General features: G+C 58.6%; 12 protein-coding genes. 1 reads left to right on the top strand and 11 read right to left on the bottom strand.

The window, feature by feature from the left end:
- Positions 1-19: 19 nt before the first annotated feature.
- Complete coding sequence (locus BWR59_RS26830) at positions 20-487, bottom strand: hypothetical protein (protein WP_081568716.1); 468 nt, start codon at positions 485-487, stop codon at positions 20-22.
- A 338-nt stretch (positions 488-825) separates the two neighbouring features.
- Between BWR59_RS26830 and BWR59_RS26825 the strand changes: the two genes are divergently transcribed.
- Positions 826-1,062: a DUF2789 domain-containing protein gene (locus BWR59_RS26825; RefSeq protein WP_081568715.1), complete on the top strand. Its 237-nt coding sequence runs from the start codon at positions 826-828 to the stop codon at positions 1,060-1,062.
- A gap of 53 nt (positions 1,063-1,115) precedes the next feature.
- Here BWR59_RS26825 and BWR59_RS26820 read toward each other — a convergent pair whose 3' ends face one another.
- The 10 genes from BWR59_RS26820 to iolB form a co-directional block, all read right to left on the bottom strand.
- Positions 1,116-2,579 carry a DUF2235 domain-containing protein gene (locus BWR59_RS26820; RefSeq protein WP_081568714.1) on the bottom strand — a complete coding sequence of 488 codons (1,464 nt, stop codon included), beginning with the start codon at positions 2,577-2,579 and terminating at the stop codon, positions 1,116-1,118.
- A gap of 429 nt (positions 2,580-3,008) precedes the next feature.
- Positions 3,009-3,413, bottom strand: coding sequence for a TraR/DksA C4-type zinc finger protein (locus tag BWR59_RS26815; RefSeq protein ID WP_062390457.1), 405 nt, complete (start codon positions 3,411-3,413; stop codon positions 3,009-3,011).
- A 429-nt stretch (positions 3,414-3,842) separates the two neighbouring features.
- Entirely contained in the window at positions 3,843-4,865 is a 1,023-nt protein-coding gene (locus BWR59_RS26810) for an ABC transporter permease (protein WP_081568777.1), read from the bottom strand.
- A 59-nt stretch (positions 4,866-4,924) separates the two neighbouring features.
- Positions 4,925-6,493: a sugar ABC transporter ATP-binding protein gene (locus BWR59_RS26805; RefSeq protein WP_081568713.1), complete on the bottom strand. Its 1,569-nt coding sequence runs from the start codon at positions 6,491-6,493 to the stop codon at positions 4,925-4,927.
- Between the two features lie 85 nt (positions 6,494-6,578).
- On the bottom strand, positions 6,579-7,508 hold the full coding sequence (locus BWR59_RS26800; protein WP_081568712.1) for a sugar ABC transporter substrate-binding protein: 930 nt from the start codon (positions 7,506-7,508) through the stop codon (positions 6,579-6,581).
- Positions 7,509-7,566: 58 nt separating this feature from the next.
- Positions 7,567-7,806, bottom strand: a complete 240-nt coding sequence (locus BWR59_RS32175; protein WP_143490960.1) for a hypothetical protein — start codon at positions 7,804-7,806, stop codon at positions 7,567-7,569.
- A gap of 272 nt (positions 7,807-8,078) precedes the next feature.
- Positions 8,079-9,098: a Gfo/Idh/MocA family oxidoreductase gene (locus BWR59_RS26795; RefSeq protein ID WP_081568711.1), complete on the bottom strand. Its 1,020-nt coding sequence runs from the start codon at positions 9,096-9,098 to the stop codon at positions 8,079-8,081.
- 11 nt (positions 9,099-9,109) lie between these two features.
- Positions 9,110-11,041 carry a 3D-(3,5/4)-trihydroxycyclohexane-1,2-dione acylhydrolase (decyclizing) gene (gene iolD / locus BWR59_RS26790; RefSeq protein WP_081568710.1) on the bottom strand — a complete coding sequence of 644 codons (1,932 nt, stop codon included), beginning with the start codon at positions 11,039-11,041 and terminating at the stop codon, positions 9,110-9,112.
- A gap of 169 nt (positions 11,042-11,210) precedes the next feature.
- A complete protein-coding gene (locus tag BWR59_RS26785; protein ID WP_081568709.1) occupies positions 11,211-12,710 on the bottom strand; it encodes a CoA-acylating methylmalonate-semialdehyde dehydrogenase in 1,500 nt (499 codons plus the stop codon).
- A gap of 122 nt (positions 12,711-12,832) precedes the next feature.
- Positions 12,833-13,642 carry a 5-deoxy-glucuronate isomerase gene (gene iolB / locus BWR59_RS26780; RefSeq protein ID WP_081568708.1) on the bottom strand — a complete coding sequence of 270 codons (810 nt, stop codon included), beginning with the start codon at positions 13,640-13,642 and terminating at the stop codon, positions 12,833-12,835.

Here is a 13,642-nt window from a genome sequence, read left to right as displayed (position 1 = left end):
CATCAACAGGGCTGGCGATTCACTCGCTGGCCTTGAACACCAGTTCGCCCTTGCGCCATTTTGCGGCCTTGCCGGTTGCAGCTTTGAGTATCTTGCTCAGACCCAGCTGAATCTGTTCGTGAGCGGCGAACACCATGAACACGCTGTGGGATTCCTTGAAGACGATGCCGTGGCCCTCTGGCACGTCGACGAATGCGTATTCGCCCAGACCGTAGACGGTCATCTTGATGTCACGGAACTTGATTTCGAACTTGCCGCCTTCGCGGCTGGGCAGGACGGCGGCGCGAAAGTGATCGCCGACCTTCAACTCAAGACGCGGCTTGTCATCGACCACCAGTGAGGTTTCGGTGTCGATTTCCGACATATAGATGCCTTCAGGGGACTGCTCGATGACATAAACGAAACGTGCCTGGAATTGCTTCACCAACTTCGCGCGCAAATCTCCAAGCACGAATAACGCATGGGTATCCAGATTACTTACTGCCAATGTACAAACTCCCAACCTGATATGAACTCGCCCGACCAGATGGGTCAGGCAAGGAAAAGACAAGAAAATGTTCCGCCCCGCAGGCCAGACGCTCGGGCGAGCCTGGATTCTACCGGGTGAGAGTCTATACGCGATATATGCCTTTCGTCCGTTATGTAGCTGTTTTTGTACACGAATGGCCAGGTACAGGTGTGTGCAATCGGCTGCAGGACCCGAACGAGAAGGGCTGAATCGTTAAGGCAAATGCGCAGAACTCTGTTGGCCGTACAGACTCACATGCAACAGAGGCTTAATCACGTCCACGCCAATCCGGGTCTTCGACCTGCCAGGGAGACACTATGGAACTCACCACACCGACACTTGCGACATTGTTCGAGCAACTGGGCCTGGATTCTGATCAGGGCAGTATCGACGCGTTCGTCAGCAAACACTCTTTACCCGATGACGTGAAACTGATCGACGCGCCGTTCTGGACCCCGCAGCAAGCGCGCTTTCTAAAGGAGGAACTGCGGGTAGACGCTGAGTGGGCGCCGGTGGTCGATGAACTGAATGAGCTTTTGCACCCGCAAAAATGACCCGTGCGTTTTTGTCAGGAAAACAATGGCGGCCTCAGTCCGGCCGCCATTGATCAGTGCGGGTAGCCTGGCTGGCTGGCATTGGGATAACGCGAACGCCCACCCGTAGCCGGTGCGTGCACGAATAAAGAGTCTGCGAACACGCCGCGCGTGCTCAAAGGACGGTTCCAGTGCGCCGAGCAATGGATGTAACGCTGATACAAAACCTGCAACTCATCCTTGCTCAGGGAACTGCCCTCTCCCCGTGCATAGTCAACCAGTTTAGTGGCGATTCCTCGCAGCTCCGGCGGCAGACAGAAGTCTGGCGTATCGGGAATCGGTCGAAACGGGACGCCTTCCTCACACGCCAACACATGCATGACCCGCAAGTAGACGCGTGACAAATAGCCGAATACCCGACGTACAAGCCGCACCGATGCCAGAACGGTCTTCATTCCGAAGCTGTATTGGCTTCGTCGCTCGACACACTCAAGCCCCACGGTCGCGGTTTGATCCTGTGGATCAAGCCAGCGGTGTACGTTCAATTCCTCCATCTCAGCCTGCGTCTGTAACCAGGCATCTGTGTTTTCGTATGGAATATGGGCAGGGACCCGACTGCGTCGGGGCCGGGTCAATGCAACTTTTTCAATACTCTGCGGATGATAACCTCCGCCAATATCCGAATGGCTCCCCGGAAGAACAATCTCCCTTGCCCAGTCTGGAGTCACGCTGTTCAATGCAAAGTTGCGTCGGTGTTCATCACCCGCCACCAGATGAATCACCTGTTCCGCGCATCCTGGGGGCAAGAACAGATTAACCTTTCTGTTGACCGCGTCACGAACATTGCCAAAGTCGGAAACTCCGCCAACCGCCGCTACGGTATCGAACAGCCCGATCACCTTCAGACGCACAGAGTTGTTGCTCCAGGAAAAATCCGGGGCCAACGGCAACTTGTAATGATTAAGAACCGGCCCCAGAGCCCCGCGGTTTTGCTTGAGCACTTCGTTCGCCATATGACGAGCCGAAGCAGCACCTCGGCTGAAACCAAAGATATCCAGTTCCAGGGCCGCAATGACGCAACCCGGATTGTGAGCGTCGAATTCGTCCAGCACGCGGTTTATTTTTTTTATCCCATTGAAGGCTTTTGCAACTACACCGGTACTTCCCCGGCCAAAACCTTGCCCCGGCAACGAGTCTCGGCCACCTGAGGTGGTGCCGACGCCGCTGACATAAACCGAGTGATAAACCTTGAACCCCTCCCCCCCGTTACTGGCCTTCGGCCGGTGAAGATAGAGCTCCGCGAGCCGGGCAATATTGGTCAAATCATTGCTGTAACTGCTATTGGGATCGGAGTGCCGCCCACCGCACTCCTTGATATGAGTGAAATTATAAATTTCCGCCATGGCCTGGCAATCAGCACCCACCTGGCTATTAACACGGTTGTTGCCGGTCCCGTCGAAGAATACCCCGATGCGTACCGTTACGTTCAGGGGAGCGAACGAGGCACTGTTTTTAGAAGAAGCAGAGCAACTAATCATATTCAAACTACCTGTAGACAATGACTAAAGCCGGAAACGCTATTTACATATCCGGACATACATCCACAGAATGCTCGACTCTACTTCAACGTCAACAGCCAAAGTACAGCTTCAGAAAAATCCCACTTAAATCTCGGAACATTACGCGCGCCCAGCAACTAACTCCCACATCAAATTTACTTACTTCCGACATCCCCAACAAAACTTATACAAAAAGTCAGCAGATAAACAATAATTAAATATCACCCATTGAACAAACTGGCTTCGCAAGCAATTCAGGGCAATACGTCCGTCAACCCCGGCAAGATGCAGTCATTGGCGTCGGTCGGTCGGAGGAGACTTTTGCTCGAGAGTTTGCACAAACTGCAGACGACAAAAAGCCCGACTGCCTGGAGAAAGGCAGTCGGGCCGGCAGTCATGTCAGAGAGATCAGGCCTGGCGCTGGTGGCGGTCGATCTGTTCGTGACGTTCCTGGGCTTCGATGCAGTACTTGGTGGTCGGGCTGATCAGCAGACGCTTCAGGCCGATTGGCTCACCGCTGTCATCGCACCAGCCAAAGGTGTCTTCGGCGATACGGGTCAGGGCCATTTCCAGCTGAGGCAGCATGCGCTGATCGCGGTCGATGACGTTGACCAGCCAGTGGCGCTCTTCTTCGACGGAAGCGGCGTCAGCGGGATCAGCCGGGGTGTCCAGGCTTTCGATAGCGATACGGCTCTGCTCGATGCGCTCGTGGATTTCCACCTTCATGTCCTGCAGCAGCTTGACGAAAAATGCGTGCTGCTCCGCGTTCATGTAGTCATCGGCCGGCATCGCCAGCAACTTTTCCTTGGTCATTGATTTCTCTATAAAAAAACGTGCATTAAGGCGAATCAAGGGAGCGCCTTGGCCCAACTGTAAACGCGCCCCAGTCTCCAAGCGCCACCTGGCACTCAATTTACGAGGGGCGGCAGTCTAAGGCCGGGTTTCGTACTCGGCAACATAATTGAACAAGATTCGCTCAACAAGCCCCCAAATCCCCGCTGGCATTGAGCCAAACGGGTGTTTCAATTCATTGCCACAGTGTCGATGGGTTTCCTGAAGCAGCCCTGCTTGCCGGCGGTATCGATAGCAAAAAAACACAATAGGGCAAGCAGGGCAGCGACAGTCTGGCGGTCAGCCTATGAGAACCGGATGGTCTCTGACCGGCCATTCACGCTCCGGTTCAAATCGATACAAAAACAAAAAGGGCCTGTAACCAGGCCCTTTTTCACATTCTTCAAACGCTCAGCGCTTGAGCTTGCGCTTGTTGCGGTATTGGTCGATGACCACCGCGACCACGATGATCAACCCTTTGATGATGTCTTGTACATAGGCATCAACGCCAACGAAGGTAAATCCGCTGGCCATGACCCCCAGAATCAGCGCGCCGATCACGGTGCCGGTGATGCGCCCGACGCCGCCGGCCAGGCTGGTGCCGCCGATCACTGCCGCCGCGATGGCATCCAGTTCGTAGGACACGCCCATCCCCGCCTGACCAGTGGCCGCCCTTGCCGATGCGACCACACCTGCCAGACCTGCCAGCAGGCCCGCGATGCTGTAGACGATGATCAGATGGCGCTTGACGTTGATCCCGGAGGTCCGCGCCGCCTGCATGTTGCCGCCGATGGCGTAGGTGTATTTACCGTACTTGGTGTAGCGCAGGGCGATGTGGAAGATCACCGCCACCACCAGAAAGATGATCACCGGCATCGCGCCCTGACCGATGGCGGTGTAGGAATCATTGAGCATGCTCACCGGCTGACCGCCCGTGTAGTACCGCGCCAGGCCGCGAGCCGAGACCATCATGCCCAGCGTGGCGATGAACGGCGGGATCCCGGTGATCGCGATGATGCTCCCGTTGATGGCACCCGCCAGCAACCCGACCCCAAGCCCTGCGATGACCGGTATCCACACTGGCAGGTCGGTCAGCGATGGGAACACTGCGCGGGTGTACTCGGAAGACTGCGCGAGACTGGCGGCGATCATCGCCGTCAGCGCCAGGACCGAGCCCGAGGACAGGTCGATCCCGGTGGTGATGATCACTTGGGTCACCCCGATGGCGATCATGCCAATGATCGACACTTGCAGAATCATCAACACCAGGCGCTGGGAGTTCATCAGAAAGCTCTGATCGCGCACGACCCAGCCGAACACTTCGAAGATCAGGGCGATGCCGATCAGCACCAGGAAAATGCTCAGTTCTGTGGGCAGACGACGCTTGTGCTTGCTCGGTGCCAAGGCGGGTTTGTTTTCCAGTATCGCGTTCATCTTCATGTGTGCCTCTTATTCTTGTTCCGACCCGCAATGGGGCCATTGGCAGCCCGGGTTCAGTGAATCGAGTTTCCCGAAGCCAGGTGCATGACCCGCTCCTGAGTCGCATCGGCACGGTCGAGGGTGCCCATCATCTCGCCTTCGTGCATGACCATGACGCGGTCGCTCATGCCCAGCACTTCGGGCAGTTCCGAAGAAATCATGATCACCGCCATGCCTTCGCTGGCGAGCAGCGAGATCAGGCGATAAATTTCAGCCTTGGCGCCGACGTCGATACCGCGAGTCGGCTCGTCGAGAATCAGCACCCGAGGGTTGGTCATCAGCCAGCGCGCCAGTAAGGCCTTCTGCTGATTGCCGCCAGACAGCGTGTCGATGCATTGCTCCAGTGACGGGGTCTTGACCCGCAGCTTCTTGCACATGTCTTCACACAGGGCGCGCAAGGCTTTCTGATGCACGAAACCGTTGCCGACGAAATGCGGCAATACCGCCATTTCCATGTTTTCCAGCACCGAAAGGCACGGAAACAAGCCGCTGAGCTTGCGATCCTCGGTCAGCAGCGCGAAGCCTTTTTCGATGGCGAAATGCGGATCGCTGACTTTGATTGGCACGCCGTCGAGGTGGATCTCGCCGCGAGTGCACGGCGTCACGCCGAAGATGGTCTCCGCGACATTGGTGCGGCCCGAGCCCATCAGCCCGGCAATTCCCAGCACTTCGCCGGCATGCAGGTCGAAGGACACGCCGTCGAACACGCCCTCCAGTGACAGGTCGCGCACGGACAGCAGGAGTTTGCCGACAGGCTGGTCCCGCTCGGGGAACAGCTGAGTCAATTCACGACCCACCATCATCGAGATCAGGCTGTCACCGTCCATGCTGTCGGCGCGTTGCAGACCGATGTAGGCACCGTCGCGAAACACTGCCACTTCGTCAGCGATGGCGAACACTTCGTTCATCTTGTGGGTGATGTAGATGATGCCTTTACCCTGCGCACGCAGGTCGGCGATGATCGAAAACAGGTGGGCGACTTCCTTCTCGGTAATGGCCGAAGTCGGCTCATCCATGATCAGCACGTCGGAGTCATAAGACACGGCCTTGGCGATCTCGACCATCTGCCGTTCCGCGATGCTGAGGTTACCGACCAGCTCCTCCGGATCCAGATTGATGCGCAAGCGCTCCAGCAATTCTGCCGTGCAGCGATGCATGGCGCGGTGATCGACCATGTGAAGACCGTTGAGCTGCTCACGACCGATCCAGATGTTCTCGGCGATGCTCATGTGTGGCATCAGGTTGAGTTCCTGGTGAATCATCGCGATGCCCGATTGCAGCGCCGCCAGTGGCGTTTCGAACACCACTGGTTTGCCGCGCAGACGGATCTCGCCAGTGTCGGGCTGGTAGATTCCCGCGATGATCTTCATCAGGGTGGACTTGCCCGCTCCGTTCTCGCCCATCAGCGCCAGCACACTGCCGGGCCGCACGCGCAGTTCGACGTTATCCAGCGCCACCACGCCAGGAAAACCCTTGCTGATGTTGGTGATTTCCAGCAGGTAAGGATGGTCGGCCGTGGTTGCCGCCAGATCAGGCGTTGGATCGGTCATGGCTGCGGGCGATGGGGTAGCTGAAGCGAACATGGTCACAGGCTCCTCAAGTGACATCGGTGGCAGAGGCACGGCCGCGCCGCCCTCTGCATCCTGTCAGTTGTTGTTTTGTGAACGGTTATTTGAAGGTGCTGACGTTTTCGGGCGTGATCAGCTTGAAGGGAATCACGATCGCCTGTTGCGGCAACGCTTCCTTCTTCGCCAGTTTCACGGCGGCGTCGATGGAGCCTTCGCCCTGCCCTTTCGCGTCCTGGAACACTGATACCGTCAGGTCGCCTTTCTTGACCGCGGCCAGACCGTCCGGCGTGCCGTCTACCCCTGCCACGAGTACGTCACCCTGCTTTTTGCCTGCTTGCTTCAAGGCCATGGACGCGCCAATGGCCATTTCATCGTTGTTGGAAAGTACCGCACTGAAATCACGCCCCTGGGTCAGCCAATTGTTGGTGATATCCATGCCTTTCTGGCGTCCCCATGCGCCTTCCTGTTCTTCGGCGATCTTGATGTCAGGGTATTTTTTCAGGACTTCTTTGACGCCTTCGGTGCGGTCGCGAGTCGAGTTGTTCGACAGTTCGCCCAGCAGGATCACCACGGTGCCTTTGCCGTTCAGTTTGTTGGCGATGTATTCCATCTGCATCCGGCCTGCTTCCTTGTCGTCGGAGGTGACCGACGCAACGCCTGCTGGCAGTTTCGGATCGTCAGGGCGGCGGTTGACGTACACCAGCGGAATGCCTGCGGCGGTGGCGGCCTTGGTGATGCGCCCGGTGGCGGCGGTATCGACCGGGTTGACGATCAGCGCGTCGACCTTCTTGCCGATCAGCTCCTGCACCTGGTCGAGCTGTTTGTTCACATCGTTGCGGCCATCGACGAACTGCAGGTCGACGCCGCCCATGTCCTTGGCTTTCTTGCCCATGTCTTCGCGCATGTAGGTCAGGTAGGTGTCATCGAACTGCGACATGGCGACGCCAATTTTCAGGTCGGCGGCCATGACCGCGCCGCTGCTGAGCATCAGGGCCAGTGCCAGGGAGGTAAAACGGGCTTTGGTATTCATGAACGGTCTTTCTCCAAATTCTTGTTGTTGTAGTGAATTGGCTAACGACTGCTGGTGTTCACAGAGCTTTGGGTTGACTTGAAAAATGCGGATTCGTGAAGTGTGCGACCGACGCCGCCGATGAGCCGCAGACCATCACGCCGTGGCTTTCTACGCACAGCACGCGAGCAACGGTTTCAAGGGATCGTTCGAGGGCAGGGACAACGGCGCACTTGGCGTGCGAGACGGCGCGGGAAGCAGCGAGAAGAGTGCGTGATAGTGAACGGCAAACCTTGGCGGCTTTGTTGAAAATGTTCATCGACGGTACCTGTCTTTTTGGCTTTCTTGTTTTGGCATCGCTCGTTCGGAGCTGAAGCCAGGGTAGCCTGGCATCAGGTCTGGACGTCGATAGTCGGCAACCTGGAAATGACTCTATTGGAAAATAATTTCTACTTCAACCGATTTTAGAATTAATTTCTATTTTACTTTTCAATGCAAACATTCACGCGGCAGCAGCACAGTTTGGCGGCGGTGTCGGCTTCGAAATCGCTATCGCCGGCAAGCCGTGCTGCTACAGAGGGTAACCAGCGATTACAACACCACCACCCGCCCTTCCAGCGCACTGATCCTGGCTGCGTCCAGCACCTTCGCCGATGCCACCGCGTCTCGCGCATCCACCGGGTTGCGCCCCTGATTGATCACCGCTTCCTGCAACTGGCGATAGAACTCAGGCCAGCTGCCGCGCTCGGACGGCACGCGTTCGCGATGCTCGCCTTGTTCGAACCAGCCCCATCGACGATGTTCTTCGACGCCCCAGCGCTCGCCTTCTGATTTAGGCGACAACCCTGCCAGCGCCGCAGCTTCCTGCCCGTCGAGGCCATCAACGGTATAGCAGCCCTGAGAGCCATTGACCCGAAAGCGTGGACCTTGAGCGTTTTGCAGGCAGTTGCCCCACAAATGCGAGGTCACGCCACTGGTGTGGATCAACGAAACGAAAAAGCCGTGATCGACTTTTTTATCGGGCGTGGCGAACTCGAGTTCGGCGTACACCCGCTGTACCGGCCCGAATAACTGCAATGCCTGGTCCACCAGATGGCTGCCCAGATCACGTAATATTCCTCCGCCACTTTCTTTACCCACCGAAGAAGGCGAATAGCGCTCGACGCGGGATTCGAAACGGCTGATCTCGCCCAGCACACCCTGATCGATCAGTTTGCGCACCGTGAGGAAATCCGAATCCCAGCGACGGTTCTGGTACACCCCCAACAACACGCCACGGCGCTCGGCGGCGTCCACCAGTTCCTGAGCCTGTTTCGCGTCGAGAGCAAAGGGCTTGTCGCTGACCACCGGAATGCCGAGTTCGATGGCCTCCAGAATCAGTGCACGACGGGACGCCAATGGTGTGGAGATCACCACAGCATCGATCCCCGCTTGGACCATGTCCGCCAGACTGTCGAACGCCGGAACCCTGGGGTAATCCTTGCTCAGTTCCGCGCGTCGTTCGGGTGAGCGCGTCACCACACCGGCGAACGTTGCGCCATTCATGCTGGCCAGCAGCGGCGCATGAAAGAAACGCCCGCCCTTGCCGTAGCCGATGAGTCCGATTTTCATGACGTTCTCCTTCAATATTTACGGGCCTTGGCCAGCATCGCTTTCTGCCGCTCATAGGCGTCGGCGGTGGTGCCTGTAGTGGACACCTCGGCCACGCCCACACGCCACCACGACAGATAGCCGTGGATCATGGTCTTGGGCAGGACCTTGATGTCGATCAACGTCGAAACGGTCTGTGTGCGTGCATCGATCAACGCCGCTTCCAGCTCTTCGACGGTTTTCACCTTGTAGGTCTTGCAGCCATAGGCCGCCGCGCTCATGGCGAAGTCCACCGGCACGAAGTCGCCGTCGAGTTGCCCGCTCTCTGGGTTGCGGAAGCGGAACTCGGTGCCGAAACTGCCCATGCCGTTACCCATCTGCAGGTTGTTGATGCAACCGAAGGCCATGTTGTCCAGCAACACCACGTTGATCTTGCGCCGCTCCTGAATCGAGGTCGCCAGCTCGGAGTGCAACATCATGTACGAGCCATCACCGACCAGCGCATAGACCTCGCGCTCAGGGGCGGCCATCTTGGCCCCGAGCGCGGCATTGACCTCGTAGCCCATGCAGGAATAACCGTACTCGACGTGGTAACTGTCGACACTGGTACTGCGCCACGCCCGTTGCAGATCCCCCGGCAAACTGCCCGCTGCGGCGACGATCACCGCGTCGCTGGGCAACTGCTGATTAAGGATGCCGAGCACTCGGCTTTGGGTGAGGCAGGAACCGGTCATCTCGATGAAGTCGCGCAGCACTTGAGGGTCCAGATGGCCACTGACTTCGGGCTCGAAATCCTGAGTCTGATAGTCGACGGCGTACAGCCGATCGACTTCTGCATCCAGCGCCGCTCTCGCCTGCTTCGGGGCATCGTCCCAACTCGTTTTGTAGTCGCCCAGCGCATCGTTCAACGATTGCAGCGCCAGCTGAGCATCCGCCAGCACTTGCACGCCATCGAGCTTTCGCACGTCGAACGCGCCGACGTTGAGGTTGAGGAACTGCACATCGGGGTTCTGGAACAGCGATTTCGAGCCGGTGGTGAAGTCGCTGTAGCGGGTGCCGACGCCGATGATCAGGTCCGCCTCGCGAGCCAGGGTGTTGGCCGCCAGCGAGCCGGTCTCACCGATACCGCCCATGTTCAGCGGATGCGCTGAGACGATCGCGCTCTTGCCCGCCTGAGTTTCAGTGAACGGGATGTCGTAACGCTCGGCGAAGGCCTGAAGTTCGGCCGCCGCGCCGGAATATCGCACCCCGCCGCCACAGATCAACAACGGCTTGCGCTTGCCCTTGAGCAGCGCCAACGCGTCCTTGAGCATGGCCTGGGTAGGCGGGCGTCGGTCGATGCGATGCACGCGTTTTTGCAGGAAGGAATCCGGGTAGTCGTAGGCCTCGCCCTGCACATCTTGCGGTAATGCGAGGGTCACGGCTCCGGTTTCGGCAGGGTCGGTGAGTACGCGCATGGCGTTCAGCGCGGCGCTCATCAATTGCTCGGGGCGATTGATCCGGTCCCAGTATTTGCTCACAGCCTTGAACCCATCGTTGGTGCTGATGCTCAGGTCGTGGAATTGTTCGATCTGCTGCAACACCGGGTCGGGCTGGCGGCTGGCGTAGACGTCGCCCGGTAGCAGCAACAGCGGAATGCGGTTGGCGGACGCGGTGGCGGCGGCGGTGATCATGTTCGCCGCGCCCGGCCCGACAGAAGAGGTACACGCGTAGATTTTGCGCCGCAGATGCTGCTTGGCGAAGCCCATTGCCGCGTGACACATGCCTTGTTCGTTGCGGCCCTGGTGCACGACCAAATCGCCGCTGTCCTGCTCCAGCGCCTGGCCCAGGCCCAGAACGTTGCCGTGGCCGAAAATGGTGAATACCCCGGCGACGAATTTGCTCTGCACGCCGTCGACTTCGACGTACTGATTATCGAGAAACTTCACCAGGGCCTGCGCCATGGTCAATCGTGTCGTGGTCATGCTTGCACCTTGTTTTTATTGGAGGTGTCTGTGGTCAACTCGATTTCATGATCATGATCGTTCCCACGCTCCGCGTGGTAACGCATCCCAGGACGCTCTGCGTCCCCGCATGACGCAGAGCGCCAGAACGGCATTCCCACGCAGAGCGTGAGAACGATCAAGTTGGAATTTACTTCGCCGTCGGCATGCTGAACTCCGCGCCCTTGGCGATGCTGTCCGGCCAGCGCTGCATCACGCTCTTGTAGCGGCTATAGAAGCGCAGGCCTTCTTCGCCATAGGCGTGATGATCGCCGAACAGCGAGCGCTTCCAGCCACCGAACGAATGCCAGGCCATCGGCACCGGAATCGGCACGTTGATGCCAACCATCCCCACTTTGATGTTGCGCGCAAAGGCTCTGGCAATGCCGCCATCGCTGGTGAAGCAGGACACGCCGTTGCCGAACTCGTGAGCGTTGATCAGCTCCACCGCCGCCGCGAAGTCAGGTACATGAACGATGCCCAACACCGGGCCGAAAATCTCTTCTTTATAGATGGTCATTTCTGGCGTCACATCATCGAACAGCGTGGCGCCGACGAAGAAGCCCTGCTCCGCGCCCGGCACCTTGAAGTTGCGACCGTCGACGATGAGCTTCGCGCCCTCTTTCACGCCCTGATCGATATAACCCTCGACCTTGGCCTTGTGCACGGCGGTCACCAAAGGGCCCATGTCAGAGTCCGCGTTCATGCCGTTGCCGACCTTGAGCGAATCGATGCGCGGCAGCAGTTTGTCGATGAGTTTCTGGCCGACGTCGCCCACCACCACGGCAATCGAAATCGCCATGCAGCGCTCGCCCGCCGAACCGTATGCGGCGCCAATCAATGCGTCGGCAGCCTGATCCAGATCGGCGTCGGGCATGACCATCATGTGGTTCTTCGCCCCGCCCAATGCCTGGACGCGCTTGCCGTGTGCCGTGCCCTGCTGGTGGATGTACTCGGCAATCGGCGTCGAACCGACGAAGGAAATCGCTTCAATGCCCTTGTGTTGCAGCAACGCGTCGACTGCCACCTTGTCGCCCTGCACCACGTTGAACACGCCATCCGGCAGACCTGCCTGCTTCAACAGGCGCGCCATCAACAGGCTGGCGGAAGGGTCACGCTCGGACGGTTTGAGGATGAAGCAGTTACCAGTGACCAGCGCCATGGGAATCATCCACAGCGGCACCATCACCGGAAAGTTGAACGGGGTGACGCCAGCACACACGCCCAATGGCTGGCGCAGGTTCCAGTTGTCGATGCCACCGCCGATGTTGTCGCTGAAGTCGCTTTTCAACAGGCTTGGCGCGCCACAGGCGAACTCGACGATTTCGATGCCGCGCACCACTTCGCCCTTGGCATCGGAAAACACCTTGCCGTGTTCGCGGCAGATGATTTCCGCCAACTCGTCGTGATGCTGATCGAGCAGTTCCTTGAACTTGAACATCACCCGCGCGCGGCGCAGGGACGACTGGTCGGCCCATGCCGGGAAGGCAGCCTGGGCAGCGGCCACTGCTTCATCGACGGTCTTCAGTTCCGCCAGCGCCACACGGCCCTGAACCTCGCCAGTGGCAGGGTTGAACACATCGCTGAAACGCTCGCTGGCGTCCTGCTGCTGGCCGTTGATGTAATGGCCGATAATCGGGGCGTTGCTCATTACAAGACTCCTTGCGAAATAGTTATGCGCCTGTAGCACACGGCTTGCCGGCGGTTCGACATCAAGTCCGCCACCGCCGGCAAGCCGGGCTGCTACAGGATCTGCGTAGGCCCGGGCGCTTGCTACAGATCCAGCAGCCACTGATGTTGCGGATCATTGTGAAATTGCCAGGCGCGTTTCGGCCCGGCCATCACGTTCAAATAATAGGATTCGTAGCCGTAAGGCACGCTGACCGGGTGGTAGCCCTTGGGCACGGTCACCAGATCGTTGTTCTCCACGGCCATGGCCTGATCGATACTCCGATCATCCGTGTAGACCCGCTGAAACACGAACCCCTGAGGCGGATTGACCTGATGGTAATAGGTCTCTTCCAGGAAGCTTTCGTGGGGCAGATCGTCCTTGTCGTGCTTGTGCGGCGGATAACTGGAGGAGTGCCCCGAAGGCGTGCGGACTTCCACTACCAGCAACGAATGCGCAGGCTCGGAATCCGGCAGGATGTCGCAGACGTAACGGGTATTGGCCGCCTTGCCGCGCACGCTGCGTTTCATCGACTCAGGTTTGATCAACCTCGCCGGCAGGTCTTTGGACGCATCACCGGGCGCGGCGCAGACGGCGATTTGCACCGCGCTCAAGGCCGTGACCTGGGCCTGGCTGTTGGGTGGCAAATACACCGCGAACGGCGATTTGTCTTCGAATACCGATTGCCGATCGCCGATGTTTTCCCAGTTGAACGCGCCCTGCCCCGGTGCTTCGCCACTGACGCTGACCCGACCGCTGAGCAACACCAGGCACAGTTCCTTATCACCCGAGTTGACCGGCAGACGGTCGCCGACGGTCAGGCGGTGCGCGGCAAATCCCACGTATTCCAGTACCCCTTCGCCCAGCGCCACGACATCGCGGCCCTCGGCCTTGCTCTTGACCAGGAGATTCAT

The organism is Pseudomonas sp. Bc-h (assembly GCF_002080045.1).
Classification (GTDB): domain Bacteria; phylum Pseudomonadota; class Gammaproteobacteria; order Pseudomonadales; family Pseudomonadaceae; genus Aquipseudomonas.
This window is presented reverse-complemented; position numbering and strand designations above follow the sequence as displayed.

Excerpts from the sequence above, each read along its gene's own strand:
- BWR59_RS26825 (WP_081568715.1), top strand. The coding sequence starts at position 826 with ATGGAACTCACCACACCGACACTTGCGACATTGTTCGAGCAACTGGGC.
- BWR59_RS26820 (WP_081568714.1), bottom strand. The coding sequence starts at position 2,579 with ATGATTAGTTGCTCTGCTTCTTCTAAAAACAGTGCCTCGTTCGCTCCC.
- BWR59_RS26815 (WP_062390457.1), bottom strand. The coding sequence starts at position 3,413 with ATGACCAAGGAAAAGTTGCTGGCGATGCCGGCCGATGACTACATGAAC.
- BWR59_RS26810 (WP_081568777.1), bottom strand. The coding sequence starts at position 4,865 with ATGAACGCGATACTGGAAAACAAACCCGCCTTGGCACCGAGCAAGCAC.
- BWR59_RS26805 (WP_081568713.1), bottom strand. The coding sequence starts at position 6,493 with ATGTTCGCTTCAGCTACCCCATCGCCCGCAGCCATGACCGATCCAACG.
- BWR59_RS26800 (WP_081568712.1), bottom strand. The coding sequence starts at position 7,508 with ATGAATACCAAAGCCCGTTTTACCTCCCTGGCACTGGCCCTGATGCTC.
- BWR59_RS32175 (WP_143490960.1), bottom strand. The coding sequence starts at position 7,806 with ATGAACATTTTCAACAAAGCCGCCAAGGTTTGCCGTTCACTATCACGC.
- BWR59_RS26795 (WP_081568711.1), bottom strand. The coding sequence starts at position 9,098 with ATGAAAATCGGACTCATCGGCTACGGCAAGGGCGGGCGTTTCTTTCAT.
- iolD (WP_081568710.1), bottom strand. The coding sequence starts at position 11,041 with ATGACCACGACACGATTGACCATGGCGCAGGCCCTGGTGAAGTTTCTC.
- BWR59_RS26785 (WP_081568709.1), bottom strand. The coding sequence starts at position 12,710 with ATGAGCAACGCCCCGATTATCGGCCATTACATCAACGGCCAGCAGCAG.
- iolB (WP_081568708.1), bottom strand. The coding sequence starts at position 13,642 with ATGAATCTCCTGGTCAAGAGCAAGGCCGAGGGCCGCGATGTCGTGGCG.